At 42.0% G+C, this 23,089-nt stretch carries 14 protein-coding genes; 11 read left to right on the top strand and 3 right to left on the bottom strand.

Annotated features, from left to right (window positions below; all coding sequences use genetic code 11):
- The first annotated feature begins 22 nt into the window (after positions 1–22).
- The gene (locus J0656_RS05430; protein WP_207032093.1) at positions 23–1,654 is read left to right on the top strand and encodes a RagB/SusD family nutrient uptake outer membrane protein; all 1,632 of its coding nucleotides are present in this window, start codon (positions 23–25) and stop codon (positions 1,652–1,654) included.
- A 48-nt stretch (positions 1,655–1,702) separates the two neighbouring features.
- Positions 1,703–2,923, top strand: a complete 1,221-nt coding sequence (locus J0656_RS05425) for an IPT/TIG domain-containing protein (RefSeq protein ID WP_207032091.1) — start codon at positions 1,703–1,705, stop codon at positions 2,921–2,923.
- Between the two features lie 358 nt (positions 2,924–3,281).
- Here J0656_RS05425 and J0656_RS05420 read toward each other — a convergent pair whose 3' ends face one another.
- The 3 genes from J0656_RS05420 to J0656_RS05410 form a co-directional block, all read right to left on the bottom strand.
- A complete protein-coding gene (locus J0656_RS05420) occupies positions 3,282–4,277 on the bottom strand; it encodes a polysaccharide deacetylase family protein (protein ID WP_207032090.1) in 996 nt (331 codons plus the stop codon).
- Positions 4,278–4,380: 103 nt separating this feature from the next.
- A complete protein-coding gene (locus J0656_RS05415) occupies positions 4,381–5,436 on the bottom strand; it encodes a GntR family transcriptional regulator (RefSeq protein WP_207032089.1) in 1,056 nt (351 codons plus the stop codon).
- Positions 5,437–5,568: 132 nt separating this feature from the next.
- Complete coding sequence (locus tag J0656_RS05410; RefSeq protein WP_207032088.1) at positions 5,569–6,399, bottom strand: SGNH/GDSL hydrolase family protein; 831 nt, start codon at positions 6,397–6,399, stop codon at positions 5,569–5,571.
- 734 nt (positions 6,400–7,133) lie between these two features.
- On the opposite strand from J0656_RS05410, the gene J0656_RS05405 reads away from it, so the two are divergent.
- From J0656_RS05405 to J0656_RS05365, 9 genes are all read left to right on the top strand, one after another.
- Positions 7,134–8,747, top strand: coding sequence for a carboxylesterase/lipase family protein (locus J0656_RS05405; protein ID WP_207032087.1), 1,614 nt, complete (start codon positions 7,134–7,136; stop codon positions 8,745–8,747).
- 28 nt (positions 8,748–8,775) lie between these two features.
- A complete protein-coding gene (locus J0656_RS05400; protein ID WP_207032086.1) occupies positions 8,776–12,546 on the top strand; it encodes a family 78 glycoside hydrolase catalytic domain in 3,771 nt (1,256 codons plus the stop codon).
- Positions 12,547–12,959: 413 nt separating this feature from the next.
- The gene (locus J0656_RS05395) at positions 12,960–13,514 is read left to right on the top strand and encodes an RNA polymerase sigma factor (RefSeq protein WP_207032085.1); all 555 of its coding nucleotides are present in this window, start codon (positions 12,960–12,962) and stop codon (positions 13,512–13,514) included.
- A 159-nt stretch (positions 13,515–13,673) separates the two neighbouring features.
- Positions 13,674–14,852 (top strand): FecR family protein, encoded by a 1,179-nt coding sequence (locus J0656_RS05390; protein WP_207032084.1) that lies wholly within the window; start codon positions 13,674–13,676, stop codon positions 14,850–14,852.
- Between the two features lie 63 nt (positions 14,853–14,915).
- Entirely contained in the window at positions 14,916–18,440 is a 3,525-nt protein-coding gene (locus J0656_RS05385) for a TonB-dependent receptor (protein ID WP_207032082.1), read from the top strand.
- A gap of 17 nt (positions 18,441–18,457) precedes the next feature.
- Complete coding sequence (locus J0656_RS05380; protein WP_207032080.1) at positions 18,458–19,837, top strand: RagB/SusD family nutrient uptake outer membrane protein; 1,380 nt, start codon at positions 18,458–18,460, stop codon at positions 19,835–19,837.
- Positions 19,838–20,035: 198 nt separating this feature from the next.
- Complete coding sequence (locus tag J0656_RS05375) at positions 20,036–20,923, top strand: PIG-L deacetylase family protein (protein ID WP_207032078.1); 888 nt, start codon at positions 20,036–20,038, stop codon at positions 20,921–20,923.
- Between the two features lie 57 nt (positions 20,924–20,980).
- Positions 20,981–22,237: an MFS transporter gene (locus J0656_RS05370; RefSeq protein ID WP_207032077.1), complete on the top strand. Its 1,257-nt coding sequence runs from the start codon at positions 20,981–20,983 to the stop codon at positions 22,235–22,237.
- The gene (locus J0656_RS05365; protein ID WP_207032075.1) at positions 22,237–23,082 is read left to right on the top strand and encodes an ROK family protein; all 846 of its coding nucleotides are present in this window, start codon (positions 22,237–22,239) and stop codon (positions 23,080–23,082) included. Before J0656_RS05370 ends, J0656_RS05365 begins: the two co-directional genes overlap by 1 nt.
- The last annotated feature ends 7 nt before the right edge of the window (positions 23,083–23,089 follow it).

Genomic DNA, 23,089 nt, shown 5'->3' with positions numbered 1-23,089 from the left:
AACAGCAAAAAAATCAATAGAGATGAAAAATAGAATACTAAAGAATATTGTTGTCTTAACGTTCATCGGTATTTATTGTAGTTCGTGCAGTAGCGATTTTTTGGATACAAAGCCACTATCCTTTACTACGGTGGAGAATTTCTACCAAACAGCAGATGATGCGGAATCGGCACTCATAGGTTGCTATAGTGCGCTCAATGCCCAATCCGTACAAGGCGTTTGGCGAGGTAATTTCAATTCAAGTATGACCTTTATGCTGAGCGCAGGAACAGATGAGTTGGTCACTAGGGATGGATTAACAGCAATTGGATACGCCCCCTTCGGTAATTTGGCGGTAACAAGCCAGACACCAACAATTGAAGAACACTTTTTTACCATGTTCGTAGGTATCAATAGATGTAACTATCTCTTGGATGCCATAGAGGATACGGAGATGGGAGAACAGCGTAAAGCTGAAATCATCGGGGAAGCACATTTCCTAAGGGGCCTTTACTATATGTATTTGGCCCAAATGTATGGGGGTGTGCCAGTGTATACCACAGGGGAGCACGATGAAAATGCCCTGCGGGAGCCTTTGGACGTGGTTTACGCTCAGATTATATCCGATTTTGAAACAGCTTATTCAAATCTACCGAACAGAGCGGATATTCAAGGAAGAGCGAACAGATGGTCTGCTGCCGGTTTCCTTGCGAAAGTATATACCTATTTAGCCAGTTGTAAGACCAATGGAGTTGGTACTGATCTAGGGTTTGATCTCAATAGTTTTGACTGGGTCGATGCCGATGATTTTTATACACGTGCCAGGGACATTACCAATGGGATAATTGCCCAGAGCGGTTATGAGTTGATAGACAACTACGACTATCTGTTTCGGGAGACTACCAATCAATTTCAAATGGAGGAATCCTTGTTCTCTTCCGTGTCAAGTAGTAGCTCAATTATAGGTAACTACCATGTTTGGGTCCAATGGATGGTGCCACCGGGGAACACTACTACCATGGGGGGCGGTTATGGTTGGTTCCGCCCAACAGGAGAGATGTTCTATAGGTACAATGCTTTGGACATAAGAAGAGCGCATAACCTTTCCAATTCATTTTCCAGTTCTTCTGCAACCGAAACTATTGAAGGTGAGACGTATTACGTGCCCGACCCAGCAGACGGTGTAACCGCAGGTTTCTATTCTGTGGCGAAATACCGTTATGTGGATCCCTCAAGCAAACCGATAGACATTAGCCAATCCATGGGCAACTATCCTTTGTTGAGGTATGCAGATATTTTGCTGCTCAATGCAGAAGCACTTTACATGACAGGAGACGAGGCAGGCGCACGTGAAAGGCTTACAGAGGTGAGGACTAGGTCGGTGAGCGATGTCTCCCAAGTCGATATCTTGGACGATGCCTATTATAAGGCTGATTTTTTGGAAGAACTTTTGGATGAAAGATCTAGGGAATTTGCCTTTGAAAGTCAACGAAGAATAGATTTGATAAGGTTCGGCAAGTTTTACGATGCCATTATGGGCCTTGATGAAAATGGAGGAAGATGGAACGTTGCAGTTCCCATTATGCAGGCGAATTTGGAACCCTATAAAATATGGTTCCCTATTCCGTTGACCGAAATAGAACTGAGCCCAATAGAGCAAAACCCTGGTTACTAGGGAAGGACATATTCAAATAAAAGATTCATAAGCAATAACATTATTATCATGATTCAATCTAAAGCTTCAATATTATTATGTTTTTTGGTCCTCGTCACCTTGGTTTCCTGTGATTCCGATGATGTGGTAGAAGACCTTAGAGTTGATAGTGTAATGCCGCCACAGGCAATGATCGGTGATACCATTACAATTAGAGGAAACGGTTTTAAAGGGCTACATACCACGGTGGTTGGTTTTGAGGGAGGTATGTTGGGACAGGTAGTCTCGGCCGAACCTACAGAAATCGATGTGGTAGTGCCCTTGGGGGCGCGGGATGGGGATATTCAAGTGAGAACTGGAAAAACAGCTATTGTAAGTGCCGGTTTCGAACTTATTCCTTCTCCACCTTTTATTTCAGATTTGGCACCTTCACAAGGACGTGCAGGATCAAGTTTCACTATTTTGGGAGACTTCTTGGCCAATAACTACCTTGTTTCTGACAGCATACAGCATATAGAAGAGGTTTCCGTCTTGTTTGGAGGGCAATCACTTGAAATAGACAGTCTTAATTATGAAAATATATGGGTGAAAGTGCCACAAGACGCTGCCGATGGCGAAGTTATGGTCCAAGTCGAGCGTGATGGTCTTTCTTCTAACCAAGTTACTTTTGAAGTAGGAATACCTGCTATAATTGATGATTTTAACCGACCTACTACAGAATGGGCCGATTTGGAAACCATGCCCAACCCTATTGGTTCCAATTGGGTTATTGGAAGTGGAGAGTGGATGATTGAAGGACCTGGTGGAGACAACTTTATTTCAGCTAGAAGAGTTGTGGCGGGTGATAACCTTATGGTGAACATGCCTTCGGTGACTTCAAACCAAAATGGTATGAGCTATAGCCTTGGAGGTGATGTATACATACCTGCTACTACTGATTCTGCTCTTGGTGGCATTGCTTTCCATGTTCAAAGTGAAGATGATTACTATGCATTCCGTATTGGAGGAGGAGGACTGCTCCAGTTAATCAGGGTAATAGATGGAAATGCCAGTGCAGTATTGTCCACTTCTGGTTTTGCTGCACAATTACCAGGAAACAACACGTATAGGTTAGAGGTCAGCTCCAATACTCCATATACGTTTGATTTAAGGGTACTGACGGCGGAAGGGGCAGTCATTGTTGAAGGAACGGTTGTAGATGATCAAAGTACCTTTGTTGGTGGTGTAGCGGGCTTCTACTCTACTTATTTAAGTTATCACGATAATTATTACTTTCTTTCCGAGGAATAGGATTAGCACAAATTACGGGCCCAAGGGTTCGTAATCCTTCCCCGGTTAATTTTAAGTTTTGTATAAAATATCGCTCTAGAAGAAAATCTTTCAGGGCGGTATTTGTTTTAAAGCCTCTTTGCTATCGTAATAAATCTTTTGGCTAAGTTGTTAAGAGCTTCTTTCGATTTAGGGGGGTATTTATTACGTTCGCAACTAGACTTATCATTGTATTTGTCGATGTTTTTCTTGCCTATGTGGAATACTGAGTTTTTGTGGGAGAATGTTTTCTTGGATAGCTTTGAACATTGTTTTTTTGAAAAGGCCAAAAAAAAAGCACCATAAGGGTGCTTTTTTTATAAATAATATTCAGAGGAACTTACTTGTCAATCTTCTCAAAACGTTCCATGATTTCTTTCCAATTGGTAAAGATGATGTCTTCTTCTTCCAAAAACTCTACCACAGCTGGATCAGCGAACATTTCGGCTTCCCAACCCCGTTGTTGCCAAGAGTCTGTAATATTCTTTAGGTTTTCCGTAGGTTCAGATGGATGAAAAATGATTTCAGTAAGCCCGCTAGGAAAGGAAAGAATCGTTTGTTTGAACGCCTCTATTTTTTCTTCGTAGGTTAGGGCACCGGGAACACTTCCGAAGAAATCAAGTTTGGGTAAATCATAATCTTTGATCAATTGAATCATTTGATCGTCAATTGGGTAGCCCATATCCCTAAAATGTTGGGCAACTTTAGGTTGTGTAAGGTCAATGGCATTGGCAGGAACCCCATACTCCATGGCCAGCCTAAGAAAGGCTTCTGTGTAGCCTTTATCGGCATATAAAGTTCCCATATGGGTGTCTATGTGGGTTGGCCTGTGCCCCCATTCGATTGATTTTTCAATCTGTGCCCGAATCTCGGTTTCAACTTCTTTGGCGGTGGCATGTTCCACTACTTCTGGTACGGAACGCCAAAAGTTACCGGTCTCGTCCATTAAACCTTTAACGGAATCTTTAGGACTTACTGGACCCCATCTATGTGTTTCCCATTCGCTTGTTAGGGTGAGGTGCAGACCAATGTCCAATTTTGGCTGTCCTTGGACCCAGTGCATAAACTCCTGTGAATTGGGACAAGGAATCATAACTGCGGCCGATTGGATTTGGCCTTCGGTAAGCATGGGTTTTACCGAATGGTTCGCTTCTGGGCACATGCCAATATCATCTGCATGAAGCACCAAAACCTTTTTCCCTGCCGGCCAACCAAGTCTCTCGGCCCAGGTTTGTGGCTCTGTTACCTTTTTGGTCTGGATCACAGGTTCTTTGTCATCTTGATTTTTGTCTTTACATGCCAGGGTCAACATGCCCAAAGACAGGAATGTTGCCATCAGCGGAAGTTTGTATTGTTTCATTTTTATGTTGCTGGATTAAATTATTCTGATTTGTTCATTTTCTGGTTTGTGCCTGCAAACAAGCATCACAATAAGATGATTAAGTGGACTTTCTGTTTATAAAATAGAAAGGGTTTTTCACGCTTTCGAACTTATTTTCCAAAATCATGTCTGCAGCGGTCTCTCCCATTTTAGCGAAGTCGGTTGAAACTGCCGTGATGCCCAAAAGTTCTTTAAGGGGTGTGTCGTTATAGCAGATGATACCAACGTCCTTGCCCAGTTCCAACGAGCTTTTACGGACTAATTTGATCAGGCTCACCAAGTCCGACTCTTCAATGGAAATATATAGGTCCCCGGCTTTAAGTTCCATATCCTCATAGACCTCATTGATTATCTCGTATTCAAATCCATATTGAACACAGAATTGTTTGAATCCCCTGGTAATCCTCATAGGGTAGGGGTAAAGTGAATTCTCGGGATAGATAAGAATCAGGTTTTCATATTTCTGGACGATTTCAAGGCCGTCCACAAGGGCTTCAAAAAGATCTTCTTGAAAGTTTTGATATATTTTTGCAGCATTTTCCTTGGGGTTGGACTTAATGTTGTCCATTATGATCAATTTATTGTCCGGAATTTTATTGACAGCTTCGAGTGTTTTTTCCGTAAAACTAACATGCTTTAGGTCATCCGTCTTAAAATGCGGCATGATCACAAAATAATCATAAGCGTCAATATTTTTGTCCAGAAGGTTTAGGAACATCGTTTCATCGCAATGGTATACATTAAGGTCAATATGGGCTTGGTCGCCCATCCTATCGATGAACGATTGATAGACTTTGAGCTTATAGGAACTCAATTTGTTAATGAGAAAGAACACATTGATCTTGGATACAAGTTCCGTACTTGAAATATAGGAGCCCTTACCTGGGATAGAGGAAATCACTTTTTTGCTCTTTAGCAGGTTATAGGCTTTTTCTACAGTATCCCGCGAAAGATAAAATTCTTCGCTCAACTCATTGATAGAGGGAATCCGGTCGTTCACACTAAAGTTCCCGTTGGCAATGTTCGTTAAAATGGAATTTACGATTTGTTTGTACTTGGGGATTCTAGAGTTCTGTTTTACCTCTATGTAACTCAATACTTTTTTGGATGTCATCGGTATTCTAGGGGGAATTTAAGGTTAGTTGCAACGTTTTTATGTCGACTTTGAGAGTGATGGCAAACTTTGTGTTCATTAGACTTTGGACTCGTAAAATACTTATTTTGGTCAAAAGAGATGGCTGAACATTTAATTTTTTGAATCCAAAAACGGTTGTATTGAAATAAACAAAAGATTAGCAATGTTTTGCATTCCCTTATCCCCAGGATGAATTCCTATCCCATCTACCTTCCAATCATTTTTTTCTTCTGGATAATCAGTTTCATTTTTTGCATAGTTCTCGGGATCGATTAATGTTAAATGGGAAAGGTCGACCAAATGAATACCCGTTGCTATGGCGGCCTGCTGTATTATTTTATTCTTCTCCAGTGATGGAAAAAATGGAGTGGTAGCGACAATATGTCTCTGGTTGTCCGATTTGAACGAATCAATCAGGTTGATATACTGTTTTCCGAAGAGTGCCAATACCGAAGCATTTTCCCCATCTACATTTTCGCCCAATTGAAAAACCACAATATCCGGGTTATAGTCTTGGAGTTCCTTTACTGTCTGAGCATTCCAACCCTTGGGCTCCCTTTCAAACTTGGCAAAGTTGGATATCCTCATGCAGACCTTATGATTGGGACGTTTTACCTGAATGGATTGAAATAGTTGATGGGCATAGTCGTTTTCCTTTTCGGAAGCGGCCATTCCGCTATTGTGGTACCATCCAATCCCGGGCGCTATTCCATGATAGGAAAGGCTGTTCCCTATGATCAGTAGTTTGAGCTCCTTGCCCATGCCGTTGTTACAAGTATCAATATAAGAGGGAATAAAAACATTGTTCATTTGCCCTAACATATCTCCTTCCTTTTTTTTTGAAATGTTCGCAACCTCTTTTGGCTTTATGGCACAGCTCCAATTAAACAATATGGTTAGTAGGATGATCGCTGTTGGACTTTTCAATTTAGATTGTGGCATGTGTTTATGTTTTGAACGTTTTGGCTTGTTTATGACCAGCGTTAATCTTTTAGAGGCTCGACTTTGATAGTTCTACCGATGCTTCCGATATCCCTCAGATTACTTTCACCCGTAAATTTACCAGACTATTTTCTTTTAAGTGTTCTGTACTGTTAAGTAAGATTGCCAAAAGGACCAAGAACCAGACTTGTAACAAAAAATAAGCGATTAGATGGGAGCCATACTATTGATTTTGGTTCTGTCCTATTAAATATGGTAGTTTAAAAACGAATTAATTTGAGGACTTGCCAACAACATTATATTATGTAGGAGGCCCGGCTCCTGTTCAAGAACAGGGATGTCATATACATGCCGTTGAATCGCTTTACTAAGGTCAAGGAGCTCTACGAGGCTGTTTTATGACTAGGAGTTTCCCATGAAAAGTTTTCAGAAAAAGATATTGGGACTGAATGTTCTGGAACGTTAGGACAAAAATATACCGGAGCTCAAAATAGGCCCCCGTGTGTCTATAAATTAAAGAGATAGCTACAAAACAAGGAATCGGGATTCTAGCCGATATCCTTGAAAAAATGTAAGTAGGAGGAAATCCAGCTTTTATGGCAAAACTGATTTTGAAGGAATCCTAGCCAACAATGAGTGGTTTTTTGGAACAGGATTGTATATTTAAGGGATAGCAATCTCTTTAGTCAACAAAGATTGCCCATAAGGAACGAACATAATTTAAGCACATAAAAATGAAAACAAGATTAATGTTACTAATTGGGGTCTGCCTTATTGGGCACATCGCAATGGCACAAACCGAAGTTGTAACCGGAGCAGATGTGGCCGTTACCGATACCGAATCCGGAAAAGTCCGCGGATTTATCCAAAACGGAATATACACTTATAAAGGGATTCCCTATGCGACAGCAGAGCGATTTATGCCTGCAAAAAAAGTAGCACCTTGGGATGGAGTCAGGAGTTCCACTATGTATGGCCCGGTAGCTCCGTTGATGACACCTACCACACAGGTGCAAGATGAATCAGAATTCGTTTTCGACCATGATTGGGGATACACGAGTGAAGATTGCCTTCGGCTTAATGTTTGGACACCTAGTATTGATGATGGCAAAAAAAGACCCGTACTTTTTTGGATTCACGGAGGAGGATTTACAGCAGGCTCAAGTCAAGAACTCCCATCATACCATGGGGAAAATTTGAGCGCCAAAGGTGATGTGGTCGTGGTTTCTATCAATCATAGATTGAATATTTTGGGCTTTTTAGATCTTTCCGCCTATGGCGACAAGTACAAACATACACCCAATAATAGTATGTTGGATATTGTAGCTGCCTTGGACTGGGTAAAGAGTAACATCACCAATTTTGGGGGAGACCCCAACAATGTAACCATTTTCGGTCAGTCCGGGGGTGGGGCCAAGGTCAATACGCTTATGGCCATGCCAAAGGCCAAGGGATTGTTTCATAAGGCAATTAACCAAAGTGGCTCCTTTAGGGGAAGTCTTTCCAAAAAAGAAACAACAAGAGCCATTGCAGCCGAGGTACTAAAGGAACTTTCATTATCGGAGGACCAAGTGGATAGTCTACAGACTATTCCATTTGATAAATTAAGTGCAGCGGGGAGCGCAGCATTGCAAACAGTGGCCAAACAAATGAAGGCACAGGGTATTGTTCCCGTGGGAATGAGCCTCAATTGGGGACCAAGCATGGACGGCACTGTACTTCCTCACGATTTGATGTCCGATGAGGCATTCGAACTTTCCAAAGATATTCCTTTGATGGTGGGAACTACCAAAAATGAATTTACCCCATTTATGAATGGTCGCTTTTTTAACGCATCTGAAGAAAAAGTGATGGCACATATCAAAGAAACATACAAGGAAAAGGCAGATGATTATATAGCAGCAGTCAAAAAAGCCTATCCAAACGACACAAGACCTTCAGACCTTCTGGATATCGACGCTACCTTCAGACCTGGGGCCGTTTTCCAAGCCAATAAAAAGTCGCAATTGGATAATGGTGCTCCGGTGTATATGTTTATGTTTACATGGCAATCCCCTGTTTTTGATGGGAAGTACAAGGCGCTTCACTGCATGGAACTGCCATTTGTTTTCGATAATGTGGAACGGGCCAGACAAATGACCGGGGGCGGTCAAGAAGCCCATGTTTTGGCGGATAAAATGAGTAGTGCATGGATCAACTTTGCCAAAAAAGGAAATCCTAATCATGACGGACTACCACAATGGCCGGAATACAATCCCAAAAATACAGCTACCATGTTTTTTGATAATACATGTGAAGTTAAACCACAACACGACAAGGAATTCTTGGCTTTGATGTCTGAAAAATAATCGAGCTCCCTCACATAAAAACTAAACAATGAATTTCTTTCCAAGAACAATGACCGCCTTTTTATGGGGCTGTCTTTTTATAGTCGTTTCGTGCGGTGAACCAAACACCGAGATACATGGATTAAAAGTAGGTTATGCTGCAATCCCCATGGCCGTTGAAGATGAAAACCCCTTGTTTGGGTGGCAGATGAAATCCGAAGTGGTAGGACAACAACAAAAAGTCTATCAAATAAAAGTTTCCAAATCCGATGGCAACCAAGTTTGGGATAGTGGAAGGGTCGAGAGCGGTATTTCCAATAACATCTCTTACAAAGGGGAACCTTTGGAGCCAGAGACGGCCTATACTTGGGATTTAACCGTTTGGGATGCCGAAGGGAAAACCTATAATCAAGAATCCAGTTTTGAAACCGGGTTGATGAATCCTGAAATATCCGCTTGGGAAGGCGCTCGATTTATCGGCACCAATACTATGACCTTGGACGCCACGTCCGCATTGCTCTTTGATATAGAAACTGACTTTCAGATTGTGGAAGGGAATACAGCGTCTCTTATCATTGGTGCCAATGATTTTAGGTTCAATGATAAGTTTCAGAACATCAATAACATGGGAGGTGAAAATTACCTCCGATTGGAAATTGATATTTCAGGGGTGGGCAGTTCCAAGGGTGCACTCTTGAACATTTATCGCGTTGGTTTTGATAAGGACGATTCGGCCAAGGAACCTTATATGACCATTTCCAAGGCCAACTACCCTCAAACCAATATTAATGCATTGATTACACCGGACAACAAATCCCAAATGAACAAACTCAAAATCGGAGTTAATGCCAGCAATATTGTAATCAAAATTAATGGGGAAATGCTGCTTTTGGAACCTGAAGACCCCAATAATCCCATACCTCCTCAATTTAGGGAAGTAGGTTTTTCCGTTACAGGTGTCGGTGGCGGAAACTTTTTGACATATCCCCATATAAATTCAATTGGTTTTGCCACAGAACCGGGCACAAAGGCAATCTTTAAGGATTACAAAATTTTGAATGCTGGAAAAAGCGACCCAAACAATAATGAGGTCTTTGGAAAAGGTGTAGGGGCTACTTATGCCATATTCGAAGACTTTGAAGGTGTTTCCTTTAATCAAGACGGCATCATCGAACTTGGTAATACTACTGACACAACCTTGATTCAATATGCAGATCCAAGTCATGGCTCCGCGACCATGTTGCGCTCAGAATTTAATACAGGGAATAAGAATATCGCCAAGGCAAAACTGTATGTTACTTCAATGGGTTCCAACGAGGTATATATCAATGGTAATCGAATTGGTGAAGATTGGTTTGCACCTGGTGCTACCCAGTTTCGGGAAACCTTGGGGTACTACGCCTATGATGTCACCAAAAACATCAATCAAGGGAAAAATGTGATTGGAGCATTGGTTTTTCCTGGCTGGTACACAGGTTATATGACCTATACACCTACAAACTTCAATTTTTTTGGAGATACCGAAGCTTTGTTGGCCAAATTGGTCATCACTTATGAGGATGGGAGTGAACAAACTGTGGTTACTGACCCAGATACTTGGAAAATATTTACCGAAGGTCCAGTGGAATACGGAAGTTTTTTTCAAGGGGAACGCTACAATGCCCTCAAAGAAGAACACATTGCGGTTGATGGTAAAATAAATGGCTGGGCCACCACGGCATATGATGATTCAAAATGGTCCAACGCCGAAGAAGTACAATCAAGGGATTGGATAGATTTTGAAATCGTGTCCCGCTACGACCGACCTGTACGTGTTGTGGAAAACCTTCAGGCGACCGAGGTGATGGAAGTGCATAGTGAAGATGAAAGGACATACACTTACAACATGGGGGTCAACATGGTGGGCGTTCCCTCCATTACCGTTCCCCAAGGATGGCTCAAAAAAGGGGATACCGTCATATTGAGGTATGGGGAACAAGTTTACCCTGGACTAGAAGGGGATGAACCTCAGTACATTGATAGGTATGGGTATAAAAATGGTAAGGGCATTGCAGGACGTATCCTCACAGAGAATTATAGAGCTGCAATGGCAACCGATTTTTATATAGCCAAAGATGATGGTCAAGTAGTCATTCAACCAAAAACAACTTTTAGGGGCTACCAATACGTTCAGGTCACTTTGCCCAATCATACAGGGCCATTGCCATTGGAAAACGTAATGGGACTATCGCTATCTTCGGATGAGCTACCTTCGGGGACCTATGTGGCCACTACTACGGATGGAGCCACCGGAGAATTGGCCAATCAACTCTTTAAAAATATACAGCGTAGTCAATTGGGGAATTTCTTCACATTGCCCACCGATTGCCCACAACGAAACGAGCGTATGGGTTGGACGGGAGATGCACAGGCCTATACAAGAACGGGAACCTATAATTCCGATACATACAATTTTTTTAGGCAATGGATGGTTGCCCTGAGAGACGACCAAGGTGTTGGTAGTGAAACGGAGGCCCCAGGAGGAATCGGAAGTACGGTACCCACCTACAACATGACTGATGATACGAGCTTTGCCAATGGAACAACATGGGCCGCAGCTGTTTGTATGGTGCCTTGGCAATTATACAAACAGTACGGGGATACCAAGGTCATAGCAGAAAACATGGAAACCATGCGACTTTGGTTGGATGGGATGGATCATTATGATTTTAATGGGGAGTATACGTATTTATCCTCCAAAACCGATGGATTGGCCGATTGGCTGGCCATGGACAACAATACGCCGCCCGAGTTGGTAAACAATGCCATTTACATTTATATGATGGAGGTTACGGCCATAATGGCCGATGCCATAGGGGAAACCGAGTATGCCGGTACATTACGCGACAGGCATCAAAAAGCAAAAGAAGAATGGAACCAATTTTTTGTCGATCCTGAATCTGGAAGAACCAAAAACCTAGAGGGATTGATAGTGCATTCCCAATCGTCGTATGCCACCCCGCTTAATTTCAACGTTTTCAGTGAGAAAAATAAACTAAAGGCTGAAGCCTATTTGGCAGAACTGGTAAAAGAGCCTTCCACCAGTAATACAAAGCCTGATGGAACTAGGGTAACCTATCCCATGAGGGAAGGCACCCTAGGTGGTTTTGGTATGAATAGCGAACAAGTAACCGAAGATTTTTTACCCTATACCATGACCACCGGCTTTTCCGGGACACCGAATATATTGCCATCATTGAGCAGGGGAGGCAAGGTTGATGAAGCATATAAATTGTTTTCAAGTACAGATTACACTTCTTGGTTGTATCCCGTTACTAAAGGAGCAACCTCTATTTGGGAGCGTTGGAACGGGTTTAAGGCAGCTTTCAAGGAAAATAACGAAAACCGAATGAATTCCTTTAACCATTTTGCTCTGGGTGCTGTTGGCCAATGGATGTACGAGTTTCAATTGGGTATCACCACCGATCATCAAAAAGGGGAGGCTGGTTACAAGCATTTTGTTTTACAGCCACAAGTAGCAGGTACCTTTGAGTCATTGTCCGGAAGTTATCAATCCAACTACGGAAAAATAGTTAGTGGTTGGACATCTGATGGTCAAGGCAATATGCAGTCATATCGTTGTACTGTACCTGCCAATACTGCATCGACTCTTTATTTGCCAATGGGAATAGAGGGAGAAGATTCCTTTGAACCGATCAAAGGTGTTGAATTTAAAGGAATAGGGCAGCGCAATGGAATCAAAGTTGGCACCTATGAGCTTAGTTCCGGTACATTTGAGTTTAATTTGAAGGATGGGACTGTAAAAGTCAAGACTCTTTAGGATATTCAGATAACCGATTGAGCGCAACACCTGTATAAGGTGAATATGGTATTTTACTGTATTCACCTTATAAAACGTACATATATAAAGGCTTGGCATAGTGGCCAAATTCATTCCCATATCAAAAAAAATCTGTAGTAGTAGAACTATTTAAAGATTTTTTTATAATTTGTTAACGTTTTTTGGTGCAATTTCAATTGGCTTTTTACTAAATACAAAAGGTAAAACAACTCTTCTTTTATAGAGAAGACCTCTTTTGGGAGGTTTCCATCATATGGCACTTTCGCGTTTAAGGTATTCGCTACTTGCTTTAGTTTGACCAGTAGCGTTTTTGTGGAGAAATAGAAAAGGCATATAACTAAGTTTATGTTGATTCTTTTTTGCTTTTCCACATTAAAATGAGAGGCGAAAAAATGGACCAGGACAATTTCAAAAATGAATCTTACCTAATTGCGCAGTTAAAGAATGGCTGCAAAGAGGCCTATGGTCACCTTTTTAAATTGTACCATGGGGAGCTTTGTAATTATATGACAGCGATTTCCGGGAATCCAAAGATTGCGGAAGATATAGCACAGCAAACCTTCATTAAAATTTGGGAGAACAGAAAAAAACTTTCCGTTTCCAAAGATAAGCTGAAAAGATACCTCTTCAAGGTAGCTTATAATCTGTTCATTGATTCCCAAAGAAAAAAGAAAAAAGAATTTGAATTGCTCGAAAACCTTAAACAAGAAGCCTATTTAGAACTGGTCGATGCTGATACATCCCTTTTTGAAGAACGGCTCAAAAAAGTTGAGATGGAGATAGATAATCTGCCCGAGCAGTGCAAAAAAGTCTTTATAATGAGTAAAAAGGAAGGACTCAAGTATAGGGAAATTTCCGAGCAGCTGCATATTTCAATTAAAACGGTAGAAGTACATATGGCTAAGGCCATGAAACGCTTGAGAGCACAACTCACCTCATTTTTATAAGACTTTCCCTGCCCAGAATATGCTCGGCATGTAACATCTGTTATCTAACAATTCTTCAAGATAGCAGGTTACTTCATATCTAAAATGTTAAAAAAATAAATTTATGTAAGGGTTTTTTGAAAAAGTTGCGTCTCTTTTAAAAGTGACAATATTTTTCAAATGACCAAAATTGATATCAGAAGAATAATTACCAGGTATATCAACCAAGAAGCTTCCCAAGAAGAATTGGCCATTTTATATGAATGGGTAAAGAAAGGAAACAATAAAGAGATTTTTCAAAAATTAGTACAAGCAGATTTTTTGGTCAACTACGAGGATAAATCTTGGCAGACTGAAGAAGCTTTTGAAAACTTCCTGCATACGATCAAGAAAAAGGAAAGTTTGAAGGTTAGGTCCTTATACGCTCAAAACCATATTTGGAAGTATGCTGCCGTAATAATGATCACTGTTGGTTCCTCCCTGTTCTTCTTGTTGAACCAAGGAACAGTAATGGATATTCCACTGGAAGTAGATCCAGACCAAATAACACTACAATTGGATAATGGGGAAGTACTTACCATTGACCCTGAATCCGATGCCACCATACAGAGTAAAAATGGGGGCACGGTGGTATCTATGGTCAAAGGTATGCTGTCCCAAAAGCAAGAAAAAGGAAAGAAGGATAAGGTGAGTAATAATACGATCAAGGTGCCATTTGGAAAAAATTTATCCATAACCCTGCAAGATGGTTCCGTTGTAATGCTCAATTCAGGATCCAGTATCACTTATCCATCAAGCTTTGAGGGTGCCGATACCAGAGAGGTGAAACTAAAAGGCGAGGCATTTTTTGAAGTCGCCAAAAATCCACAAAAACCATTCATCGTAAAAACGAAGGACATGTATACCCAAGTATTTGGGACTGTTTTCAATGTTTCCGCATACGAAGAGGATGGCCCGGCAGAAGTAGTTCTGGTAGAAGGTTCCGTAGGTGTGGGAAATCCAGCCAACTTAAGTTCAAGGGATATACAAATGCTCAAACCTTCGCAAAAGGCAACCAGTGTTGTTGGAGGCGATACGGATTTCAGGGTCGAAGATGTTGATGTTGCCCCATATATATCATGGACCAAAGGAATTTTGGCGTTTGAAAATGAATCCATGGTACAGATCATAAAAAGGCTACAGCGCCAATACAATATAAAAATTCACAATACATACAAGGAGTTGGATGAGCGGAGGTTCACGGGAATGTTCGATGAAGAAAACATAGACCATGTGCTGAGAACCATACAAGCCCATACCCACTTTAGTTATGACAAGAACGATAATGTAATAACAATTAAAAATCCTAATAAACAGTAGTGCCTATGATGTGAAAACCAATTAAACCAAAAAACAATTACTAACTAACTAGACTTTTCAATTATGAAAAAAACCAAAACTAAACCTGCCATTGTACCAAGGCTGGGCAAAAGATTACTGTACGGATTTTTCTTGCTTTTCATGTTCGGCCAAGTAAATGCCGCATCCTGTGCTCAATACGATAAGGTAGAGAAGAGCTTTTACCAAACCAAGTTGGGCGAGGTGTTCGAGACCGTTACCGAGTCCACTGGCTATAAATTCTTTTATGAAGCCTCTGAGGTAGATGTTGACCGAAGAGTGACCATAAACGGGAAGAACCTTTGCATACAAGATTTTTTGAAGGAAATATTCAAGGGAACCGACTTGTCATTTGAGATAATCGAGAGGCAGATTGTCATAAAAAAGAATAGAAAGTCACTACCAAGCTTAACCCCACAGAGCAAGGTCAATGCAGAAAATCCTCAGGCCAATCTCACAGGAACGGTATTGGACGAGTCGGGAATACCGCTTGCCGGGGCCACAATAATAGCCAAAGGCACAAGTGAAGGGACAACCACTGACTTTGATGGAAATTTTACCATTAACCTGCCCGCAGGAGTTACAGTGATCCAAGTTACCTATATCGGTTATAAGGCCAAAGAAGTAAATGTGTCCGGGCAAACCTCTATAACCATTTCTATGGAGCAGGATGCTGCTGCCTTGGAAGAGGTTGTGGTAGTAGGTTATGGTACCTTGGCAAAGAAAAAGGTGACCGGCTCCGTAGTTTCCATTACACCCGAGACCATTACAGAAGTACCGGCACTAACTCCAGAAAGCGCACTTATTGGCCAAGTAACAGGGGTACAGGTACAAGAAGTTTCTGGTGAACCAGGAGCTGCACCGAACATTCGTGTGAGAGGTTCGGGTTCCATATCTGCAGGAAACGACCCATTGTTCGTTGTGGATGGAATCCCAATTTCCCGTAACCTTACATCTTCAAGTCAATTGGGGGGTGTGGCCAATAGACGTTCCACGTTTCAACCACCGACCATAAACCCTTTGGCTACCTTAAACCCTAATGATATCGAATCCATTCAGGTTCTAAAAGATGCCAGTGCGGCTGCCATCTATGGTTCTAGAGGTGGTAATGGAGTGCTTTTGATCACCACCAAGAAAGGTTCAAATGGGGAAGAAGGTGTTTTTTCTTTTGATTCTTACATGAGCATGCAATCCGTTGCCAACAAATTGGATTTGATGAACGCCCCTGAATTGATAGATTTTACAAGGGACGCTAGAAACAACGCTTATCTTCAGGCAGTTGATGGGGCTTCGGTAGACGACCCTATTGGGCCTGGCGACAGGGGCAACGCTAACTATGAATTGCCAGAATCGTTCTTGAACTGGGACGGGACGGATACCGATTGGCAAGACCTTCTATTTAAAACAGGGGTTGTACAGAGTTATAATTTCTCCTATGCCTCACCACTAAGAAACAGGACCAGCTTTTATGCATCTGCAGGATATTTTTCCCAAACAGGTGTTATAGACAAAGCAAAGTTTGAGCGCTACTCGGTATTGTTGAACTTAAATTCGCAATTGACCGAAAAATTAAACCTGGACTTAAGATTGGCACCGACCGTTACCGAAAATCAGAGGGTGCCGGCATCTTCCCCATATTTTGCCACACCTCCGGGAATCGTGTACTCTGGAATAGTACATTCACCTACGGTCAGCCCTTATAATCCAGATGGAACCATCAACCAGTTGAACAATCAATCCTATTTGGGCGGTGGTACCACAACGGCGAGTAATCCGTTGGCCATTATCAAAGCGGTGGATGATCAAATCTTTCAATTTCAGACTAGGGGAAACCTCGCGTTGACCTACGACATATTACCTGGATTGAGTTTTAAAACATTTGGAGGCGTGTACATCAACCTGTACAACCAAGATTTTTATAGATCTAATACATTGTTGTACAGGAACAATGCTGATGGAAACCCGTATGGTCAGGCTTCTTCTTCCACGGAGACCAACTGGCTTTGGGAAAATACGTTGAGCTGGACCAAGGAATTCGGTGATCACTACATCGATGCGGTGATTGGTTATACCGCGCAAAAGGACAACCTGTCCCTAAAACAGGTATTGGCCAATAATTATCCAGATGACCTTGTACCTACGGTTAGTGGAGGGCAAGTATTTGGTGGAACATCTGTTAAGGAACAATGGTCCTTGTTGTCATCGCTATTTAGGGTAAACTATAGCTATAAGGATAAATATCTTTTTACAGGAACTTTCCGATCGGATAAATCTTCCAGATTTGGAAAGAATAACCAAACAGGTTATTTCCCCTCTTTTTCTGCAGGATGGAGAATGAATGAAGAGGAGTTTCTAGCTGATTCTGAAACCATATCTGAACTTAAACTTCGTGTAAGCTGGGGACAAACAGGAAATTTTGAGATTCCAAACTATGGTGCCGTAGGATTATTATCACCTCAGAACTATAACCTTGGAGGAAACGAAATCAATGGACTTGTACAGAGCACAATTCCGAATCCAAACCTTACTTGGGAGAAATCCGAGCAAGTTGATGCAGGTATTGAGTTGGGGCTTTTCAATAACAGAGTATTCCTTTTGGCAGATTATTACGATACCAGAACAAGAGACCTGTTGCTGAATGTGGCCATATCATCAGTGTCTGGATTCGAGACAACTTTGCGGAATTTGGGAGAGGTGAAAAATACAGGTTTGGAGCTTGCGTTGAGCACCAAAAACTTTGTAGGGGATAACTTCACTTGGAACACGGATATCAACTTTTCTACCAACAAGAATGAAGTTCTCTCCCTAAATGAGAGCAATGAACCGATTTATTCTTCTGGAAGCGCTGGTGTAAGGCACGTAACACGGGTAGGAGATCCCATAGGTAGTTATTATGGCTACGTAGTGGATGGTATCTATCAATCTCAAGAAGAAATAGACAATGCTCCGTTGGATACCCAAGCGCCCGATCCGGCACCTGGAGACTTCAAGTTCAAGGATGTTGATGGTGATGGTGAGATCACACCCGATGATAGAACAGTTACAGGGAGTTACTTTCCGGACTTTACATGGGGCGTCAACAACAGGTTGACCTTTAAGAACATCGATTTTAGCTTTTTGATCCAAGGAGTTGAAGGTAACGAGATTCTTAACCTTACTTCAAGACACATGAAGAACGGAGAGGCCAACTTTAATTCCTATGCAGTTTTCAACGAGCGTTGGAGGTCTCCATCAGAGCCCGGCAATGGATACATACCAAGGGCGGATAGGGAATCCGGAAACCATGGCAATAATAACAGGCCCTCCTCTTTTCAAGTGGAAGATGGTTCTTATATACGTTTAAGAAATGTGACCTTGGGCTACACCTTGCCGACCGACAATCTTTTTGGAAGCAAAATCCAAAAACTTAGGTTCTATGTTACGGGAACAAACCTCTTTACCATTACCGATTATCTCGGCTATAACCCCGAGGTCAGTAGCATTACCACGAATAGTTTAACACCTGGTGAGGATTATGGGGCGTTTCCGCTCACCAAGTCTTTCACACTGGGATTAAACCTAAAGTTCTAACCTAAAAACGGAAAAAAATGAAACGAATTCTATATATAATGCTATGTACGGTGCTAGCTACCGGATGTAGTGAAGATTTTACAGATCTCGCACCAATTTCCAATAGAAACGAGGCGGACTTTTATAACGATCCCGAAGATTTCGAAGTGGCCATAAATGCCAGTTATGCAGGATTGCAGAGCACAGGAACATACGGGCGCGGCTATTGGACAATGTTCGAAATGCGAAGCGATAATACCGACCAAGGACCCGATGCCACCGGATTGGCCCGTCAGTACACCGAGATAAATTCCTTTACAGAGGATGCGTTGAACGAGCAGATAACCTCTGCATGGAGCGACTCCTATAGGGTGATCTCCAATTGTAACGTAATCCTGGATCGTATCCCGGAAATAGAAATGGACGCTACTTTAAAAAACCGGGTAACCGGTGAGGCCCTGTTTATCCGTTCCTTAGTGTATTATCACTTGGCCATTGGTTTTGGAAATATACCGTTACAACTAACCCCCTATGTATCAGGTGACGAGCTTGTTCAGGTGGATCAAAACACTGTATTGGAGCAACTGGTAACCGATTTAACCACTGCAGAAGGCAACCTTCCCGTGTCATATTCAGGAAGTCAGGTCGGCAAGGCAACAAAAGGGGCTGCAGCTACCTTATTGGCCAAAGTACTGTTGACCATGGGGGACAATGGTGCCGCAGAAACCGTTTTGAGACGTATCATTTCCGATTATGGTTACGAATTGTTGCCTAATTATTCGGATTTATGGGGCGTTGCCAATGAGAACAATGCAGAATCCATTTTTGAGGTCCAGTATATCAGTGGAGGTATTGGCCAAGGAAGTCTTTACACCAATGATTTTTCACCCAGTACCGATTTACAGACAGGTTCCGGGTTTGGAAGAAACCGTCCAACAGTTTCTATGTTAGAAGCTTACGAAGATGGAGATTTAAGATTTGAGCCCTCAATGGGAGCTACGTACGTCAATCTTGAAGGAGAAGTTGTCGAGGCAAGACATGTCAGAAAATACCAATCCGATTTGGCCATAGAGAACGATTCCGACATCAATTTTGTGGTGTTCCGCTATGCCGATGTTCTGCTTATGCTAGCAGAAGCCTTGGGGGAAACACCAGAAAGTTACGACTTGATCAACGAGGTAAGGAACAGGGCCGGATTACCGGATATCGATGCCGCTACACCAGGAACCTTTGAGGAGAAGTTGCTACATGAAAGAAGGGTGGAGCTTGCCTTTGAGAACCATAGGTGGCCCGACCTGAAGCGCTTTGGTGCCACGGAAAAAGTTATAGAGGCAGAGGATTTTATAACAAGTACAAAAGAGTTTTTCTTTATCCCGCAGAGGGAAATGGATATCAATCCAAATTTTAATCAGAATTAGTATCAAAAATTAATGTTTTCATTCATTAGGTTAGTTTGATTGATCAGTGCACCCAAACCATGGATTTCCTACTTATCACTATGTGCGATAACTGACCTATAAATGGAATGTTTTTAATGCAAAAGTTTGGTTGCTTCACCGGAGGTGACCAGGACCCGAATTGTAAAATTTTAAAGAACCAAATAATAAAATAGAAAAATGAGAAAGTTGATAATGGCAGTTTGTTTATGCTTTGCATTTACAACAATTCAAGCACAACAGAAAAAGGCCTTGAATATTCTAGCAATTGGTGCGCATCCCGATGATTGTGATTCCAAGTTCGGGGGAACGGCGGCACTGTTTGCAAAAATGGGGCATAATGTAAAGTTTTTGGCTTTGACCAATGGAGACGCAGGACATTATGCCATGGGCGGTGGCGTCCTTGCCAAAAAACGTCGGCAAGAAGCCAAGGATGCGGCAAAGGCACTTGGCATTGCAGAATATGAAGTGTTGGACAACCACGATGGGGAGTTGTTCCCCACCTTGAACGTACGATTGGAAGTAATCCGTAGAATCAGGGAATGGGATGCAGACATCGTTTTGGGATTGAGACCGAACGATTATCACCCAGATCATAGAAATGCCGGCTCTGTTGTACAAGATGCCGCTTATATGAACATTGTACCAAACGTGGCCCCGGATACGCCGCCATTGGAAAAGAACCCGGTTTTTCTTTATATGAGCGACCATTTCAAGAAACCATACCCTTTTCAAAAGGATATAGCCGTGATTGTTGACGATGTTATAGATACCAAGGTAAAAGGCCTGGCAGCCCACGATTCGCAAATGTTCGAATGGTTGCCATGGACCAATGGGGTAGATGTTTCAACTATTCCAACCGGTGAGCAGGAACGTTTAAAATGGCTCAAAGAAAAGTGGATGAATAGAAAGCCGGATGCGAGCACTTTGGAAGCCGTTAAAAAATGGTACCCTAACGTAGATACATCAAAAGTTAACCAAGTGGAGTTCTTTGAAATCTGTGAATATGGAAAACAGCCTACGGATGAAGAAATCAAACAAATGTTCCCAATGTTGGGTTCCAAATAGGCAAATACCACTGACCGCCCAGGTAGAATCCAAATTAAATAACCAACCAATTATATAATGGAGACCAGCAAGCCCAAGACCAAAAGATACATCCACATTATAGGACTGGTAATGATCGTATTCTTTGTGATTTCGTTCATAACCAATATCCTAAATTCCATAATCGTGGACGTTAAAGATAGTTTTGACCTTAGTCTTACTTTAACAGGCCTATTGCCGTTCACCTTCTTTATAGCGTACGGCATCATGTCCATACCGGCAGGTTTTTTATCCGAAAAGTATAGTGAGAGGACATTACTTTCAGTTTCATTTTTGGTCATGGCGCTTGCTTCCCTGGGTTTTGCCCTATTGCCGCAGTATGGTGTTTTTAGCATAACCTTATTTGTATTGGGATGCTGTATGGCTGTGCTACAAGTAATTATAAATCCAATGCTTCGGGTAGCTGGTGGAGAGGAACATTTTGCATTCAATTCCGTGTTGGCACAACTGGTTTTTGGGGCTGCATCGTTCCTGAGCCCATATTTATATAAATATTTGGTGAGCAAGAACAATACTGGGGATGTATTTGCGGAAACATTGCGCGGATGGGTGCCACAAACTTTGCCATGGGCATCCCTCTACATAGTTTTTGCCGCAATCTCGCTGATATTGTTTTTCTATGTTTTTTTGACCAAGTACCCAAAATTTGAAAAGACCGAAGAAGAAAAAGCAGGAGATACCAGTTCGTATTGGGATTTGTTGAAGAACAAATGGACCATACTCTATTTCTTGGGAATCTTTTGCTATGTAGGTACAGAGCAAGGTGTTGGAAATTGGATTTCCCAATTTTTGAATCAATATCACGGACTGGATCCACAGACAGTAGGTGCCAATACAGTATCTTATTTCTGGGCCATGTTGACCGTTGGTTGCCTATTGGGCCTATTGTTGTTAAAGTTTATGGACAGTAGAAAGCTATTGATTTTGGCAACTTCCATCACCATCATAAGTTTAATTTTGGCACTTACCGGCTCGGAACAAATGGCGTTGATAGGTTTCCCAATGGTAGGATTCTTCATTTCCGTGATGTACTCGATAATCTTTTCCTTGGCACTCAACTCGGTAAAGGAGCATCATGGTTCATTATCAGGTATTCTTTGTACCGGTATTGCAGGAGGAGCAGTGATACCATTTATCGTGGGAGGCTTGGGTGAACTAATGTCATTAAAATCAGGAATGTTTTTTTTGATAATTCCGTTGGCGTTCATTCTATCCATAGGATTTTGGGCCAAACCCTTGGTGAACAATAAAACCATAAGCTTAAAAAAGGACTAGTGGACAAAAAAGCAAAAACGGTTTTGGGGGTTGATATTGGCGGAACCAAGATAAAAACAGGTAGAGTCTTTGGTGAAGAGGTGGTGCAGACCAGTCTTTCCAAAGTAAACCAAAACGACTCACAAGAGGATTCGCTTTCCAGATTATTGATGACTATTGATGAAGTCATGACCGCCGACGTTGAGGCCATTGGTATCGGGGTGCCAGCGGTAGTGGACCCGGATTCTGGCATGGTATACGATGTGCAGAACATTCCAGCATGGAAAAAAGTCCCACTAAAAGAATTGGTGCAAAAGCAGTTCAACGTCCCCGTACACCTGAACAACGACGCCAATTGTTTTGCATTGGGAGAAAAATATTTTGGCAAGGCCAAACCTTATAAAAATTGTATTGCACTTTCATTGGGAACTGGACTCGGCATGGGGATTTTAATAGCTAACAAACTCTATAATGGAGTCTTGTGCGGTGCAGGGGAAATAGGTATGCTACCCTACAAAGACGGAATTCTGGAGCATTATGCAGGAAGCTTCTTTTTTGAAGAAACTTATAGGGAATCCGCCAGGGCTCTATATCAAAAAGCCATTGACAAAGACACCGATGCATTGTCCGCCTTCAACGAGTTTGGGGTTCATTTGGGTGTTGCCATAAAGGCAATTCTCTATCTGTATGCACCAGAATGTATCGTTCTGGGAGGATCTATTAGTAATGCCTATCCATTTTTCAAGGCTTCTTTGGATGAGGCCCTGGATTCATTTGCCTATCAAAAACAATTGGAAAACTTTAAAATCGAAACATCGGATTTGGTGGATTCGCCCATTTTGGGTGCAGCTGCACTATGTCTGTAAAAAATAA

This window comes from Flagellimonas aurea (assembly GCF_017313785.1).
GTDB classification, from domain to species: Bacteria; Bacteroidota; Bacteroidia; order Flavobacteriales; family Flavobacteriaceae; genus Flagellimonas; species Flagellimonas aurea.
Note: the sequence above shows the minus strand (reverse complement) of the source record. Positions and strands in the feature narration are given on the sequence as shown.